Origin of the sequence: Mogibacterium timidum ATCC 33093, from assembly GCF_000525775.1 — a bacterium.
Classification (GTDB): domain Bacteria; phylum Bacillota; class Clostridia; order Peptostreptococcales; family Anaerovoracaceae; genus Mogibacterium; species Mogibacterium timidum.
Genome location: NZ_JALU01000002.1, coordinates 71,742 through 88,902, shown reverse-complemented (window position 1 = coordinate 88,902; position 17,161 = coordinate 71,742). Strand labels below are relative to the sequence as shown.

General features: G+C 38.9%; 13 protein-coding genes. 5 read left to right on the top strand and 8 right to left on the bottom strand.

Annotated features, from left to right (window positions below; translation table 11 throughout):
- Positions 1-110 precede the first annotated feature (110 nt).
- The 3 genes from thrS (at position 111) to HMPREF0581_RS00510 (ending at position 4,001) form a co-directional block, all read left to right on the top strand.
- Positions 111-2,162 carry a threonine--tRNA ligase gene (gene thrS / locus HMPREF0581_RS00520; RefSeq protein ID WP_036379327.1) on the top strand — a complete coding sequence of 684 codons (2,052 nt, stop codon included), beginning with the start codon at positions 111-113 and terminating at the stop codon, positions 2,160-2,162.
- A gap of 92 nt (positions 2,163-2,254) precedes the next feature.
- Positions 2,255-2,767: a transcription repressor NadR gene (locus HMPREF0581_RS00515; RefSeq protein WP_009644550.1), complete on the top strand. Its 513-nt coding sequence runs from the start codon at positions 2,255-2,257 to the stop codon at positions 2,765-2,767.
- Positions 2,768-2,912: 145 nt separating this feature from the next.
- The gene (locus tag HMPREF0581_RS00510) at positions 2,913-4,001 is read left to right on the top strand and encodes a PTS transporter subunit IIC (protein ID WP_009644482.1); all 1,089 of its coding nucleotides are present in this window, start codon (positions 2,913-2,915) and stop codon (positions 3,999-4,001) included.
- 312 nt (positions 4,002-4,313) lie between these two features.
- On the opposite strand, the gene HMPREF0581_RS00505 is transcribed toward HMPREF0581_RS00510, so the two are convergent.
- Genes HMPREF0581_RS00505 through buk form a run of 3 tightly spaced genes read right to left on the bottom strand, consistent with a single transcriptional unit; the run spans position 4,314 to position 7,912 of the window.
- On the bottom strand, positions 4,314-5,588 hold the full coding sequence (locus tag HMPREF0581_RS00505; protein ID WP_009644508.1) for an MFS transporter: 1,275 nt from the start codon (positions 5,586-5,588) through the stop codon (positions 4,314-4,316).
- A gap of 44 nt (positions 5,589-5,632) precedes the next feature.
- Positions 5,633-6,814, bottom strand: coding sequence for an aminotransferase-like domain-containing protein (locus HMPREF0581_RS00500; protein WP_051426855.1), 1,182 nt, complete (start codon positions 6,812-6,814; stop codon positions 5,633-5,635).
- Positions 6,815-6,853: 39 nt separating this feature from the next.
- Positions 6,854-7,912: a butyrate kinase gene (gene buk / locus HMPREF0581_RS00495; protein ID WP_036379322.1), complete on the bottom strand. Its 1,059-nt coding sequence runs from the start codon at positions 7,910-7,912 to the stop codon at positions 6,854-6,856.
- Between the two features lie 288 nt (positions 7,913-8,200).
- On the opposite strand from buk, the gene pduL reads away from it, so the two are divergent.
- Positions 8,201-8,785 carry a phosphate propanoyltransferase gene (gene pduL / locus HMPREF0581_RS00490; protein WP_009644530.1) on the top strand — a complete coding sequence of 195 codons (585 nt, stop codon included), beginning with the start codon at positions 8,201-8,203 and terminating at the stop codon, positions 8,783-8,785.
- A 79-nt stretch (positions 8,786-8,864) separates the two neighbouring features.
- On the opposite strand, the gene HMPREF0581_RS00485 is transcribed toward pduL, so the two are convergent.
- The 5 genes from HMPREF0581_RS00485 to HMPREF0581_RS00465 form a co-directional block, all read right to left on the bottom strand.
- On the bottom strand, positions 8,865-10,058 hold the full coding sequence (locus tag HMPREF0581_RS00485) for an ABC transporter (protein WP_009644526.1): 1,194 nt from the start codon (positions 10,056-10,058) through the stop codon (positions 8,865-8,867).
- Positions 10,051-10,938, bottom strand: coding sequence for an ABC transporter ATP-binding protein (locus tag HMPREF0581_RS00480; protein WP_009644504.1), 888 nt, complete (start codon positions 10,936-10,938; stop codon positions 10,051-10,053). Before HMPREF0581_RS00480 ends, HMPREF0581_RS00485 begins: the two co-directional genes overlap by 8 nt.
- Positions 10,919-11,707: a hypothetical protein gene (locus HMPREF0581_RS00475; RefSeq protein ID WP_009644520.1), complete on the bottom strand. Its 789-nt coding sequence runs from the start codon at positions 11,705-11,707 to the stop codon at positions 10,919-10,921. The genes HMPREF0581_RS00480 and HMPREF0581_RS00475 overlap by 20 nt, the downstream gene beginning before the upstream one ends.
- Entirely contained in the window at positions 11,704-12,231 is a 528-nt protein-coding gene (locus HMPREF0581_RS00470) for an RNA polymerase sigma factor (protein ID WP_036379374.1), read from the bottom strand. Before HMPREF0581_RS00470 ends, HMPREF0581_RS00475 begins: the two co-directional genes overlap by 4 nt.
- A gap of 460 nt (positions 12,232-12,691) precedes the next feature.
- A complete protein-coding gene (locus tag HMPREF0581_RS00465) occupies positions 12,692-13,687 on the bottom strand; it encodes an IS30 family transposase (protein WP_036379317.1) in 996 nt (331 codons plus the stop codon).
- A gap of 331 nt (positions 13,688-14,018) precedes the next feature.
- Between HMPREF0581_RS00465 and HMPREF0581_RS08155 the strand changes: the two genes are divergently transcribed.
- Positions 14,019-17,036, top strand: coding sequence for a GbpC/Spa domain-containing protein (locus HMPREF0581_RS08155; RefSeq protein ID WP_051426854.1), 3,018 nt, complete (start codon positions 14,019-14,021; stop codon positions 17,034-17,036).
- Positions 17,037-17,161: the final 125 nt, after the last annotated feature.

The window sequence follows — 17,161 nt, the reverse complement described above, 5'->3', positions numbered from 1 at the left end:
CTTCGGAAGATGGGTGGAACCACGAATACGAATGTATGCGTCCCTTCTGACAATTTGACTGTCGGAAGGGGCTTTTTATATTCCTTCCGCGAATGAAAGGAGTTCTTATTATGATTATTACACTAAAAGACGGTAGCAAAAAAGAATACGCTTCACCGATGTCCATCATTGACATCGCCAAAGACCTAAGCGATGGTCTCGCGAGAGTTGCTTGCGTTGGTGAAGTTGATGGAGAGGTCTGTGACCTCAGAACTGTTGTGGATAAGGATGCTGAGGTTAACATTCTCACATTTGATTCCGATGCGGGAAAGCATGCGTACAGACACACATGTTCTCACGTGCTCGCAGAGGCTGTTAAGAATCTATATCCTGATTCTAAGATGACAATTGGTCCTTCAATCGAAAACGGTTTCTACTACGACTTTGACATGCCGGCTCTCACTAGAGAGGATCTCGATAAGATAGAGGCAGAGATGAAGAAAATCATCAAGAAGGGTGACGAGATTACTCGCTTTACACTTCCTAGAGATGAAGCTATAAAGCTATTTGAAGAGAGAAATGAGCCATACAAGGTTGAGCTCATCGAAGACCTTCCGGAGGACGAGATTATTTCTTTCTATCAGCAAGGAGATTTCATCGAACTCTGTGCAGGACCGCACCTGATGAGCACTAAGCAGATTAAGGCGTTCAAGCTAACTTCAAGCTCCGGTGCTTACTGGAGAGGTGATGAGCACAACAAGATGCTCACTCGAATCTACGGTACTGCCTTCAACAAGAAATCTGACTTAGAGGAGTATCTCGAGTACCTAGCTGACATCAAGAACAGAGACCACAACAGACTCGGACGCGAGATGGAGTTATTTACAACAGTAGACATCATAGGTCAGGGACTTCCTCTATTCCTCCCTAAGGGAACTAAGATGATCCAGAAGCTTCAGCGCTGGATTGAAGACCTTGAGGATTACGAATGGGGTTACGTGAGAACGAGAACACCGCTGATGGCGAAATCGACTCTTTACAAGATTTCAGACCACTGGTACCACTACAAGGACGGTATGTTTGTATTTGGTTACGAAAACCTCGACGATCTCAACAACGCAGAAGATGCAACTCGTGAGATCAGAGGTCTAGAAGACCTGAGCCTCGTTGAGAACGATGCTGACGCAAATGCATTTGCACTTCGTCCTATGACATGCCCGTTCCAGTACTATGTATACAAGGCTAAGCAGCACAGCTATAGAGACCTCCCTTACAGAATGGGCGAAACTTCAACTCTATTCCGTAACGAGGATTCCGGTGAAATGCACGGACTTACTAGAGTTCGTCAGTTCACGATTTCAGAGGGTCATCTCGTATGCACACCTGAGCAGGTCGACGAAGAGTTCAAGAACTGCGTAAAGCTTGCTAAGCACTGCCTCACAACTCTCGGACTCGAGGGAGAGGTTACATATAGAATGTCAAAGTGGGATCCTGAAAACCCTGGCAAGTACCTCGGCACTGCCGAAGAATGGGATAAGGTTGAAGCTGCAATGCGCGATATCCTTGACGAGATTGGGCTCGATTACACGGAGGCTTCCGGTGAAGCTGCATTCTACGGGCCTAAGCTAGACATTCAGGCAAAGAATGTGTACGGTAAGGAAGATACAATGATCACTATCCAGCTCGACATGTTCCTAGCCGAGAGATACGATATGTACTACATCGATAAGAATGGCGAGAAAAAGCGTCCATACATCATTCACCGTACATCGCTCGGATGCTACGAGAGAACTCTCGCTTGGCTTATTGAAAAATATTCAGGTAACTTCCCTACTTGGCTATGCGCAGAGCAGGTTAGAATCCTTCCTATCTCCGATAAGTATCAGGATTATTCAGAGGAAATCTTTGCTGAACTAAGAAGAAACGGTGTTGATGTTACAATCGACAGCAGCTCTGAGCGAATCGGATACAAGATCAGAAAGGCTCAGATGGAGAAGCTCCCTTACATGCTAGTCGTTGGACAGCAGGAAGCTGAGAATAAAACTGTTTCCGTTCGTTCGAGATTCGAAGGAGACGAAGGCAGCAAACCTCTGGGCGAGTTTGTAAACGCAATCTGCGAGGAGATTCGTACAAAGGCAATCAGAGCGAAGAAGGTCAGCGAAGAAGAGAAGAAAGATAAATAGTAGTACATACTATAATATACAGGTGATTTATTAGTGTATATTGTCAGGCTATAAGTCGTGTATTAGTATGATAATAATACGGAGAATTCGACATGCAGAGGGATAAGCGTAAAGATAAGATAATACAGAAATTGCAGTCTGCAGGTTCACCTGTAAGCGCTTCGGCTTTGGCAAGAGAGTTCGGTGTAAGCAGGCAGATTGTAGTCGGCGACATTGCAATACTGAGAGCAGAGGGATATGACATAACAGCCACACCTCGTGGATACGTGTTGCCTCTGAATCAGGAAGCAGCATCAATCTACCAGATTGCGTGTAAGCACGATAGAGCTGAGATTCTAGAGGAGTTGAATGCCATCGTCGACTGCGGCGGCACAGTACTAGATGTCACAGTGGATCATCCGATATATGGAGAGCTCGTCGGCAATCTACACATATCTAACAGGATTGAAGCAAGGGAGTTTGTAGATAGAGTTAACGAAAGCAAGGCGCCACCGCTATCTCTGCTAACGGATGGCATTCATCTGCACGCGATTATTTGCCGAGATGAAGCTACACTTGAGCTGATCAAGGAAAAGCTCCGTTCTATTGGGATACTCTTCGAGTAAATGACAAAATATTTTTTGGCAAACGACAGCATACTTTTGGAGTAGCCGATAACATTTTCTTTAATTTAATATTGACTTTTTATACAGCCTCTTTTAATGTATATACAGGTGTCATGACACCTGTATATAGTTAGGAGGCTTTTTAATGGCTAGTTTCACATCATTTCTAAAACGCAAAGACATAATCATCTCCGGAAAGAGATATGGAATTGACGCCCTCGGTGCCATGGCCCAAGGGCTTTTCTGTTCGCTTCTTATCGGAACAATCATCAACACCATAGGGGTGCAACTTCATATCACTGCCTTGTCGCAGACAGTAGCTACTATCGGTGGCATCAAATACACTGTGGGTGGACTCGCGATGGCTATGGGAGGGCCTGCAATGGCATGCGCGATTGGATATGCGCTCGCTGCTCCTCCGCTAGTTCTGTTTTCACTTATCACTGTCGGATTTGCTTCAAATGCACTTGGAGGCGCCGGTGGTCCTCTAGCAGTGCTATTTGTAGCTATTATCGCTGCTGAATGCGGAAAGGCTATATCCAAGGAGACAAAGATTGATATATTAGTTACACCCAGTGTAACTATAGGTATAGGAATTGCTTTATCCTGGTTCATCGCTCCAGCATTAGGCAACGCAGCAATGAAGATGGGAGATATCATCATGTGGGCTACAGAACTCCAGCCACTACTGATGGGTATCATAGTAGCAGTCGTTGTTGGAATAGCACTAACTCTTCCTATTTCATCCGCAGCTATATGCGCAGCTCTCGGTCTAACAGGCCTTGCTGGTGGCGCGGCTCTTGCTGGTTGCTGCGCACAGATGGTTGGTTTCGCAGTTGCATCATACGAAGATAACGGTGTTGGCGGACTAGTATCACAAGGAATAGGCACATCGATGCTTCAGATGGGCAATATTGTAAGAAACCCTAAAATTTGGATAGCTCCTACTCTCACCTCTGCAATCACAGGTCCTATCGCAACCTGCATATTCCACCTCAAGATGAATGGTCCTGCTATCGCAAGTGGTATGGGTACATGTGGACTTGTTGGTCCTTTGGGCGTTTATTCCGGTTGGGTTGCTGATATCGCAAAGGGAGCAAAGGCAGGTATCACTTCTATGGATTGGCTTGGACTAATACTTATATCCGTTGTCCTACCAGCAGTTCTAACTATACTATTCCACAAGGCTGTTAAACGCGCTGGCTGGGTTAAAACAGGAGACCAAAGACTGTAACCACTCTTTAAGCCATAGAAGATATCACACAATAGGTTTATTTTTCACCCTTTTAGTATCGGTTAATCATATCTAGCTTAGGCTAATATACCCGCTATCAATCCACTATTCAATCTTAAATCATATAACACTATTCAAAATTATCTCTTAACAACCCAACATAATTGAATAGTCTAAATCTTTGCAAAATAAAGGGAAGACTGATTTATAAAACCATGTCTTCCCTTTATTCTTATTCAGGTGTCCTGCCGCAATTATGGAATTTTATATGATTTGTATCCAAAACACCAAATCGCATCAGACAACCTTATACTATAGGGTCTCCACATTCGAATTATGTGCTTGAGCATTCTTTTTCTTTAATTTAAGAATACCAATTGAAGCAAATATGCCGGCAATTAAAACTATAATCTGATATACAAACATATATGTAAATGCTGTTTTCCCACAGTTATCCATCCAGTACCCGAATAACGTAAACTGGAACAGGTCGGGCGAGAAACCTACAGCAGCAGCAACGCCTATTGTAGACGCACTCAATGCTCTTGGTACTCCTGATTCTGTAAGTGTTGCATAGTATGCACCTCTTCCGATATATACGAAGAATGACAGTACCAATGTAACCACTAACACTGTTGCTACAGTTACGCTGGTTTTAGGAACTAGCATATATACCAATCCTATGATTCCAACAATATATACTAGTATCAAAACCTTTGCCGGCGACTTTACCTTATCAGTCGCAATTCCTCCTATAGGTGCTCCTACAAGCTGCATTCCATACTGTCTGGCAATGGCAGCCCATCCGGTTAACGTCACTGTAACACCCATCACCTGAGTAAAATATGGAGTGAAATATGTCAATGTAGACATAAACGAATATACTGCAAAAATACTAATAGCAACTAGCCATGTCGCAGGTTGCTTAGCTATAGAACCAAAGTCCTTAAAGAAGTTTGACTTTTCCTTGGATTCAGCAGCCAGTTTCTCTCTAACAGCTTTCCTTGAGGGACTCTCTAAAACAAAGAAAGCAAGTATAGTGAGCACAAACGATATAACTGCATTGCATATAACGGCAGCTCTTATTCCTCCGACACTAACTGCAAACTTTGTAAACGCCAGCATCATTGCGGAGCTGATGATTATGTTGAACAGGCCAATCGAAGTCTCATTAAAACCAAAGATTTTCCCTTGATTTTCATCACTAGCTAAATTTCTTATAATCTTGATATGTGCCGGATAGTTCAAGAACAAGCTTGCAAACGCAAAACCTATCCACATCAAAATTGCAAATCCGTATGTAGGATGTAGAAGGAATAAAATAGCGAATACGCCGTTCAAAAATACCGACAAAACATAAATTGTCTTGTAGTTGAATCTATCCGATAGCCATCCTCCGACAGGTGCTCCAAAAACGTTTCCAAATCCGTAAATTGTAATCAATAGCCCCAACTTTGTATTGGTTCCACCTATGAATTCTTTAAATGGATCATACCAAGTATATTGTAGGTAAGGTACTAGATATACAACGGACCAACATCCTCCCATTACAAGTATTGTAAGGACAAGCTTGAATTTACTTTTCATAAATCCCTCCAAATTCAATAAATAGAATTTTTTCTCTAACCACTTTATATATATTTTTTAAATACTTCTCCAAGAATTTTAATACCCTCACGAATTTGATCATCATTTACCATAGTAAAGTTCATTCTAACAGTGTTTTTAACTCCTTCATGAGCAAAAAAAGATTCCCCTGGGATATAAGCGACTCCAGCATTTACTGCATCATCCAAAATTTTGTCACTGTCAAGCCCTTCAGGAAGCTCTAGCCACAAGAACATTCCTCCATCCGGTTTTGTGTATTTTATTTCTTTTGGAAAATACCGTTCAATCATCTTGATCATCAGATCAGCTCTGTGCTTATATGTCTCCTGTATTTCCCTGATGTGTTCCTCTAAATCAAACATCTTCATGTAATATGCAACTATCATCTGTGTAATCTCAGGGCTCTGTAAATCATTAGTTTCTTTTAGTTCTTCTGCCATAGATGCAACCTTTGGTTCAGCACACATCCAAGCTACACGCATTCCCGGGCTTAGAATCTTTGAAAATGATCCCAGATACACTACCTGACCCTTTTTATCTAATGACTTAAGATCAGGTAATTGTTCATTTCTAAACCTTATTTCTCCGTAAGGATTATCCTCGATTACTACCACGTCATGTTTAGAAACAACTTCCATAAATTTCTGTCTACGTTCCAGAGTCCATGCCTTACCAGTTGGGTTCTGAAAATTTGGGATTACATACATCAATTTCGCCTCAGGTGTGTTATTAAGCACTTCTTCCAGGTGCTCAATAACTATGCCGTCATCATCAGTATCAACCCCTGCAAATTCAGCACCATAAGGTCTAAATGCGTTAATCGCTCCCAGATAACTTGGATTCTCTGTAATTACAACATCACCTTCATCGATAAACATCAACCCTGCAAGACCAATACCTTGCTGCGATCCACTAAGCACACATATATTATCTTTTGTGCACTTTACGTTTTCTTTCCTATTCATTCTATCAACGATAAACTCAAGAAGTTCCCCATTACCTTTTGTAAGTCCATATGAAAAGGCTCTAATTCCCTCCATTTCAATCATTTCATCCGTGGCAGCTTTTAAATCCTCTAAAGGATATAGTGCCGGATCAGGCAATCCTGCAGCAAAAGATATGATATTATCATTACCTGCAATCCTTTTCTGAACAGCACGAATACCGGATGCTTTTATACGATCCATACGAATAGAAAATTTCATTTTTAACCTCCCCTTATTCATTAATCAGTTCAATATACGTTAGTATATCTTTACATCCTCTTCGCCGTTAAGCACCCTGAGTGCACCTAACGCCAAAGCTATCATCTCGAACTCGCCTGCTACTACTTCTGTAGGAGCGATTGCTTTCGTCATCTTGGACACTTCGCCTGTAATGTAATCGGAATGTGCGATTCCGCCAGTGATGATAATTCTATCAATTGGCTCTGAGAAAGCCGGAACGTAAGAACTTATCTCTCTCGCAACAAAATATGCAAATGCATCGTATATCAGCTTCGCTTCTGTATCACCGTTCTCAATGCGCTTTTCGATTTCTAGAAGATCCTTAGTACCTAGATAATCATAAATACCTCCAGATGTACTAACTTTTTTAACCATCTCCTCGTAGGTGTAGTCACCAGAGTAGCATAGCTTGATAAGCGGATAAGATGGAAGTCCGCCACTTCTCTCAGGGGAGAACGGGCCGTTCGTTCTTCCGCCACTACCATCTACCATCTTCCCGTGGTTATGTGCAACTATCGAAATACCGGAGCCTAAGTGTGCAACGATAAAATTACATTCTTCGTATTTCTTTCCCAGTTTATTTGCAACGAATCTAGAGACTGCCTTGTGATTCAATGCATGAAACCAACTCGGTCTCTCTAACTCTTTAATTCCCGCAATCCTCGCCTTATCCATCATTTCATCCACGGAAACGGGGTCAACAACAAACGAAGGAATTCCAAGTTCATCACCGATAGATTTTGCAAGAACTGCTCCTAGGTTAGATGCATGCTCACCATACTTAGCCTGTCTAAGATCATCAATCATCTTGTCGTTTACCGCATATGTACCACCTTCGATAGGGCGCATTAATCCGCCTCTACCTGCTACACAACCAAGGTCTTTTAGTGAGAAGCCAGCCTCTTCAACAGATTCGATGATTAGATTTTTTCTGTATTCATATTCATCAAATACATGAGGGAAAATACCCAAATCATCCGCAGAATGAATAACTGTTTTTTTAAAAATTTCTTTATCATCTTCATAAACTGCAATCTTAGTGCTTGTCCCACCAGGATTTATAATTAGCAACTTCATATACGTTCTCCTAGTTGTTCAGTCCTTGTTCTATTAATCAGAACTATGTTCTATTTTATAAGTATTTTATTAGTTTTTCTAATCTATGTCAATCAATTTTATAATTAAGAAATTACAGCATACATGTTGAAATTTCAAAACTTCAAAGTTGAATTACATTTATAAAAAGGTTTTTCCATTTCAATTTGCTCTTGATATCAATTCAGAAAATCATTATCCTTAACATCAGAAGCCCAAGTTATTTAAATTACATCAATTTTCCAATGTGCATAGAAGAGGATGAACAGAATGAGTACTTTAAACGTAAGTGTGGAAGTAAGCGCACGTCACATACACCTCTCTCAAGAAGATATAGAGAGGCTTTTCGGAAAAGGATATGAGCTTAAAGTAAAAAAGGAAATTGCCGGTGGTTTTGTTGCAGAGGAAAGGGTAACCCTTGTTGGTCCTAAAAGAGCAATAGATAGAGTAGCGATTCTTGGACCTGCTAGAAAAGAAACACAGATTGAACTTGCTGCTACAGATGCTCGTTTAATAGGAGTAAATGCACCAATAAGAATGTCGGGAGATCTCGCCGGAACACCCGGAATCAAGATTGTCTCTGCTGACGGCACAGAAATCGAAGTAGATCATGGTTGTATTATCGCTCAACGTCATGTCCATCTTTCAGAAGATGATGCTGCCAAGTTTGGTGTAGAACAAAACCAAATAGTAGAATTATCGATTGATACAGGATGTAAAAGAGCACTGGTTTTTGGTGATGTCATTGTTAGAATCGGAGGGGAGGACAGTGTAGTCCACCTAGACACTGACGAAGGAAATTCTGCTTGTGTTGGCTCCGACTGTGTAGGGACATGCATTGCACGCAGTCTGTAAACACCGATCTATGCACATCGGATCCTTCGTCAGTTTTTTCACATACTGTGTTTATATATAGATTGATTGTATAGAATCATTATTTATCATAATATTTGTTAAATGACCTATAGATAAACGGCATAATCATAATCGCAATAATAGAATACATCGTCATCAACATAGGTATTTGCATTACCACTGTTTCTCCAAACTGATATAAAAGTGGCAACTTGATACAGTTATACACATTTATCAGTTGATCCGGTGTAATATTGAAAAATTTTTTAAATGGAAGCACTCTGCCAATAAATGGTGACAATATAAACAGTGATAATGGAAAGCACATAGCCAAAACCAGAGAATGGGTTTTGGCCGACACTAGCATTGTTATCACTACTGCAAGCATAACTCCTACATAACCTGATAACAGCATTATCATATATTTTTGTGCAAATGTGTATGCGTACATACAATAGCTATCCTCTATTTGGATTGGTGAAGATGCTCCGCTTATCCCCATAACCCCAAAGGATATGATTGACATTATGAGCATAGCTCCCCAATAAATTATAGTTGCCATAATTAGACCTGTTGCTATCTTTATTTTCGTTCCTCTGCTTCGACCCATCTTGGTGCTGAAGAAAATCGAATCTGCTCCAAGCCTGAATTCTTCTGAGAATAATCCTGCTGCGAAAAAGGATATTACAATTAACAATATCATCGAATATGTTGTCGCATATAAACCCATGGTTTTCCATGATTCTGCCGGAGCGTATTCAAAAGGCTTACGCACTTTTTGATACTGCTTCTTCAGATATTTTCTCTTCGCTTCTCGAACACCATATTCTTTTATCATGTGATCAATATTCTTTTCTCTTATAGAATATATATTCCTTGATTTGTTAATATCCAATCCATTAATTACCGACTCATCAAAATCTTTATCGTAGCAAAGAATACTAACAATCATATCTTTTATGTCACCGTATTCCTGCTCATTTACTGCATATACAGAATCCGAAATTGTACTCCCATACTTTTTATTAAGATTTTTATCTTTCTGTATTATTTCTGCAAGAATATCAGAGGTTAACGCTCCTTTATATTTTAACTTGACTTCAGTAAGTTTCCTCGGTGCCGATAAACCATTATGGACATTTCCATACTTATCTACAAACTTAACGCTCCATATTGAAAAGAAACTAAATGCAACTGCGATAATAAGCAATGCCAACAACAGAATCCTGTTAATACCCCTACTGAATAATTTGCTGAATTCACATCTAATCATTACTACCACCACCAATCTCGCCAAAATGATATAAAAAGACATCTTCAAGCGTGGTATCAACACATATTGCATTTTCTCCCGGTCTTTCTTCTGCCAAAATACGTGCTTGTGTATACTCTCCATCCGTCTTGATCGCCCCAATAGGATTTACGAAACGGGAAACAAAGCTCTCCGCTTCTTCTGTTTTTTCACGATATATCCATACCTTACAAGGAAGTTTTCTACACAATTCGCCAATTGTTCCTTGATCAATTATTCGCCCTTCCTTCATCACAAATACTTCTTTTGCTATGGCTTCAATATCAGAAACAATATGTGTAGACAACAATACAATTCTGTCATTTGACAGTTGACCTATGAGATTCCTAAACCGTATCCTTTCCATGGGATCAAGTCCTGCTGTAGGCTCATCCAATACAAGTATCTTAGGGTCATTCAAAAGTGACTGTGCAATGCCTACTCGTCTTTTCATTCCTCCCGATAATTCTTTCATTTTTTTTGATGAATCTTTTTGCATGCCCGTAAGTTCCAACAACTCATCAATACGTTTCTTTGAGATAGCTTGCCTGAGGCCTTTTAACGCAGAAATATATTTAAGATAATCTTTTACAGTAAGTTCCGGATAAAAGCCAAATTCCTGTGGTAAATATCCTAAAATATCTCTATATTTCTCATTCATTTCAAATACATCTGCACCTTCATAGTAAATAGCCCCTTCTGTAGGTTTCAGAATTGTACAAATCATTCTCATCAAAGTCGTTTTACCGGCACCATTTGAGCCTAAAAGGCCATATAGTCCGGATTGCATTCTAATCGAAACATCATCCACAACAACCGCATCTCTGAAGCTTTTTCTTACTCTATCCAAAATTAAATCCATTTATTTGTTCCTCCCGATATTTACTGTTTTTATTTAGAACCTTGCGCACATTATAGATAATCAAAGAAATACAAACGGCAAATAGCCCCATCCATATCAATGGTGTTATTTTAGAATAAATCGCTTCATTAAGTGCTACAGACATCCATATTGAATTAGCAACAATACATATAATCATAGTTGCTAATTCATTAAAAGGTTTGCTACACGAAAATGCTATTATGCATATAGTAGCCGCAATCATAACAGGGAAAACAAATTGTTTTAATATATCTACAAACAAAATATTTTGAAGTTGCGTTGCAGCAGTACAAAAGAATGTTAGAAAAATCGTATCCACAAGTCCAAAAGCTATAAGTTTTGCCGCATATACCTTTCTTAAATCAAATAATGAGGATTCCTCGATTTCCATTGATTTGCATTCCATATTTTCCCATAATTCAGGGATGATCAATATGACAAACAACGCAGCCAAAATACTCCATCCTCGATATATATAATCAACATCACCTGAAACAGACAGCCATTCACATGCCAAGAACAATAGTATCCCTTGAAGAATCCACCATCTCTTACGCATTATCTTCATCTGAATAATCAAGAACTCAGCAAAATCAATACGACTTGTCTTCTCTTTAGTAATCATAATTTCTTTTGCTTTAAGAACCGTGCTGTCTATAGCATCCTTTGACGGAGCTGATGTAATCTGCTGCGGAATATTTCTAAGCAGATGTTCTATTTTTTTATCAGAAAAATTCTTATTTTTCATACTTCACCTTCCAAAAACTCTTTTATCATTGCTTTCCCTTTTCTTAATCTATATTTTACAAGAGGCAACCCGATTCCGCATATTTCTGCAATTTCTTTCTGCTTTCTGTCAAGAAAGAAATACAGTACTATAATCTCCCGTATATCATCAGGTAATCTATCAACTGCTGCCTTTGCATCCAAATACTCTATTTCCTCACCGCAATCATCGTTGTTTGAATCGATCGTACTCATCACACGATCGATTGAAATTTCCATATTTCTCATCCTCTTTTTTTCATCAATACATTTATTTCTGGCAATTGTATAAAGATAATTTAGAAGTTTGCCATTATGCCTATATTGGTTAATTTCTTTTAATAAAGTTAAAAACACCTCTTGAGTTAAATCCTCAGCTGTATGTATATCAGCCGAGTGATATCTGCAATAATCAAATATATTCGCATAGTATTTACGGATTATTGACTCCGCAGCCTTAGTGTTTCCATCTTTTGCACTACGGATTAATATATAATCCGTATTCATGTTTATCACCAATAATCCTCCTCTTATAATCAAGTGCTAATTGTTAAAAATTCAGGTTTTCACCCTGTTTATCTCAGTGAATAAGCTTCAGCTCCTAATTCTGAAAAACTCTCTTTTATTAAATATAACGATTCATATATCCAAAAGGATAGCGTATTTATTTTATTTTTTATAATATTAGTTTTTGACATTCGCCTTCCGAGGAGAGAAAAGGGGTTCTTTTCAGGGATGCGTGTTGACATAACTCCACATTAACCGCAAAAAAAGTTATAGCCTCAATATGAAAAAGTGGTGTCCCTATGCTTCCTTTTAAAAAACTAAAGAACACCGCTTTTTATGCCCATGTTACGAAGTAGAAACAAATACGGGCTTGAAATATAAGGCTTTCAGAGGACGGTTTTGACAAGTTAAAGGGAATATACCTTTTTCCTTAAAATCGTCTTTGTACTCACTTGAATTATCAAGCTAAGTGCAACACAGTTGAATAATAGACTTCATATGGTGTTTTGAACCCCAGGCATTTTCGCGGGCGCTTGTTCATTTCATCCACTTTGCTTTGTATATATTCTTCTGACACATCATTAAGGTCGTAACTCTTAGGAAAATACTCTCTAAGAAGTCCATTTGTATTTTCATTTGTTCCTCGTTGCCAAGGATGATGTGGCAGTAGAAAATAAAATTTAACTTTTTCGAGTGCCACAGAAATTTCAGCATGTTTTGCAAATTCCATACCTCTATCAGGTGTAATTGAATGACAAGGTTGCCCCGTAAGACAGGAAATCATAGTATCTTTTACAGATACAGAATCTTTCTTCTTTGCTTTAGAACTTATGAGAAAACGACTCTTTCTGTCAACCAGAGTAACAAGGCAACCCCCGCCACTCTTACCAATAACTGTATCGGCTTCCCGGTCTCCTATGCGGATTCGGTTATTAGCTTCTTGAGGTCTGTCTGAAATATTATTACTGATTGGAATTTTGCCACGTTTTTCAATGTACCCTTTTGTATGTCGTGATTTCCCACGATGACGAAGTTTACGGATGGCACCACGATTACCATTCGAAGCACGCTCCTTGTCAGTGTCAAATTTTCCAGAATATATAGCACGATATATTGTTGTATAACTGACATACAGATCTGATTTCTCCAGTTTTAGCCGACCGCATATTTGTTCAGGTGACCATTTTAATTCCAGAAACTTATCTCTAACATATTTGAATATTTCAGGATTAGAGAACTTGAGTTTAGGTTTGCAGTTGGTACGACGTTCTAAATATTTAGTATGAGCTGCACTTGGTGAATAAGCCCCATTATAGCCATTGCGAGCTATTTCTCTGGAGACTGTAGATTTATCACGATGAATAATCTTAGCTATATAGCTTAATGCTTTATTTTGAGAGTGAAGAAGAAATAGCTTTTCTCTCTCAATTGGTGTAAGATGCTTGTAATGACTCATAGTTCCTCCTTGGATATGGGATGTCTTCACAAACACCATTATACCAAGGGTATGGGTCATTATTTAATTGTTGCACTTAGAGTGTAAATTAAAGGGTTCGAATGTTGGACTCAGTTTAGAGCCAACTTTCTAACAACGAATTGTTGAGCATACACTAATTAAGGTAGTATTATATTGCTGTTTATGATATGGTTACAGCGATAGAATTTTATTGTACGCTTTGCTTTCAAGTTTATATAAAGCTATCCATCTATAGTTTGCATTTTTTCAAGCAATTATAAGGCTGTAAACTATAATGACGAGCGGAATACAAATAGAAAGGAGAACAATTATGAAAGCGAAACTGAAAGCGACAATCCGAAAGTTGTTTACAGTGGGATTATCGTGTTTGATGATGTTTAATACGATGGTCCCGACTATGCAAGCTTTTGGTGCAGATGCCACAAAGGGTATTGAAACCAAAGTGGATCGAACAGAATTGGATAAGGCTGTACAGTCCGCAAAAGACGCCGGAGTACCTGTAAATAAAACTCAGGATATTGACAAAGGCATAGCTAAATCCAAAGCTGAAGTTGATGCCAAGATAAGTGAAATCAAGACGGATTATCAACAACAGATAAAGGAATTGGAGGAAGCTAAGAAAGCAGTAGCCAAATGCAAAGAAGAGAAGAAGGCTTATGAGATTGCTAAGAAAAAATATGACGAAGAATTAGCAAAATACAACATTGCCAAGAAAAAGTATGATGAGGAAATGGTCAAGTACAACAAGGCAATGGAAGAGCTTGAAAAAAAGAAAAAAACAGATGGCTATATGGAAGAACCAAATTCACAGACGCTTCTTTTCAAAGCGGAACCAAACGCTAAACCATCGGTTAATACAAAAATTTATCGTAGTACTGATTGGTTAAATGAAGTTGTACGAATGGGTTATCCAGTAGGGAGTGAGATTTATAATATTGCATTAAAGTATGATAGGTACTCAAATGACGAGGGAGCTTTTCGAATTTTCTTAGAAAAAAATAAGACGGTGACGGCTTATTATTCAAATTTGCAAAACTCCTATTTTGAAGGGAAAAAAATTACTAGAGTAGAATATAAGTATACTTTAAGAACACTTACAGCAAGTGGAAAGACTAAAATCCCTGCAATTCTTTATTATGATCCAACCGTTACAATCAACTATTCCGATTTGGGAGCAAATGCCGAAATTGAAATGGAAGTTACTTATTATGGAGAAGATGGTCAGCCGATTGATGTGACTGGAGCGCTGATAAGTTTTGCTTCTTTAAATCGTGACTATGATAATGGTGTGGATAGAAGCGAGTATGTTCGTGATTTTAATGGACAGTACATTCAAATTCACGGATCTTCAATAAGAGATAATGGTAATGGAGTCGCAATATCAAGCACACGATCAAATGAGCATGTTAAAAATGGTTCAAGATTTGAGGTTGTTGCTTGGGATACAAGTAATTCTCCAAATAAATGGTATGGGGCTATTGTAGGAAAAACAGTAGGGAAGACGATTAAAGTCACTTTTGGATCAAGAAACAGAAAAGCAATATGGTTTGCATTTAACTCGGACATCAAAGCAATCGGTGTACCAGTTAAGCCGGTAGAACCTGTAAAACCGACACCGCCTGAGGAACCACAGTGCCCTAATATACAGGCAAGCTATCATTATGATGTGTTGTTCTATCAACCATCTGTTGAAAAGAAAGTAAACGATCAGAATGATGCTGATATAGATAATCATGCGGTCTTGAAAGACTCTATTGTAAAATTCGTTTTGAATGTAGCGTCTTTACCTGCCGGTCATGAGAAAATTGATTCACTTGTGTTTACCGATAAGCTACCGGAAGGATATAAGCTGGATCTAGCGGGAACAAAGCAAGCGAGTCCTAATTATGATGTTGCTTATGATAAAGATGCTAATGAGATCAAATTTAGTGCAAAATCAGATTATCTAAACACGATAAATGCAGATTTGAATGCAGAAGTGAATATCTCTGCACCTGTAATAACTGGAACGGTTACAAAGGAAGGAACAACTTATAAAAACGATTTCAAATTAACTATCAATAATGAGTATTCGGTTAAGTCAAAACCGGTAAAGGTACATACCCCAACCGAGCCAAAGAAAGAAGTATTCAAGGGCGGTACAACAACTAAGATAGATGGTAAGGTAGTACAGCCAGAAGAAGAACTCACATACGAGATCACTTACAAGAACACAACAGGTAAGGACGTAAACGCTACAATCAAGGATAAGATACCTGCTCACACCAAGTTTGTATCGGCAGACAATGGTGGAACAGAATCCGGCGGAATTGTTACATGGAATGTTGCTGTACTAAAGGGTGAAAGCAAAACAGTAAAATTCACTGTAAAGGTGGATAAGAATGTTAACGGAGCACCTATCGATAACGTAGCTAAGGTTAATGACGGAACAAATGAGTACAAAACAAATGAGACTCATAACCCAACACCAACCGAGCCAAAGAAGGAAGTGTTCAAAGGTGGTACAACAACCAATATTGATGGTAAGCGTGTAGAACCTGAACAGGAACTAACATATGCAATCACCTACAAGAACACAACCGGCAAGGATGTAAACGCTACAATTACAGATAAGATTCCTGCACACACCAAGTTTGTATCAGCAGACAATGGCGGAACAGAGTCTGGCGGAATAGTTAAGTGGAATGTTGCCGTAGCAAAGGATCAGAGTGTAAAAGTTAAATTCACTGTAAAGGTGGATAATGATGTTAACGGAGCACCTATCGATAACGTAGCTAAGGTTAACGATGGAACTAATGAGTACAAAACAAATGAAACTCATAATCCAACACCAACTAAACCAAAGAAGGAAGTATTCAAGTATGGTACAACAACCAATATTGATGGTAAGAAAGTTGAACCAGGGCAAAAATTGACATATGCAATTACTTATAAGAATACAACCGGATCGGAACGTGATATAACCATTACAGATAATATACCGACATACACAACATTCGTATCTGCGGATAATGATGGTGTATTTGCTGATGGAAAGGTAACATGGACGAAAAAGGTAGCGGCTGGAAAAACCTATAAGGTAACATTTACCGTACAAGTTAACAAAGATGCTTATGAAGTGATGGTAATTAACAAAGCAACTGTTAGAGACGGATTCAACGATTCAGACACTAACGTTGTTAAGAATCCAACACCTAAGAAAACAGTTCCAGGCATACGTAAGCCTAAAACTGGTGATGATAATAACATCATACCATTCGCAATTCTTCTACTTGCATCTCTTGGAGGTCTTGGAGGTACTGTTACTATCAGGAGAAAAAGACATTAGTGTCTAATGAAGATGATTAATTTTAGATTGATTATCCTTTAGCAAAAGAGGGAATTCGTTAATCGGATTCCCTCTTTTGCGGTTATATTGGTGCTATAACTTTTTCGGTGGTCAAGCGGAAATGA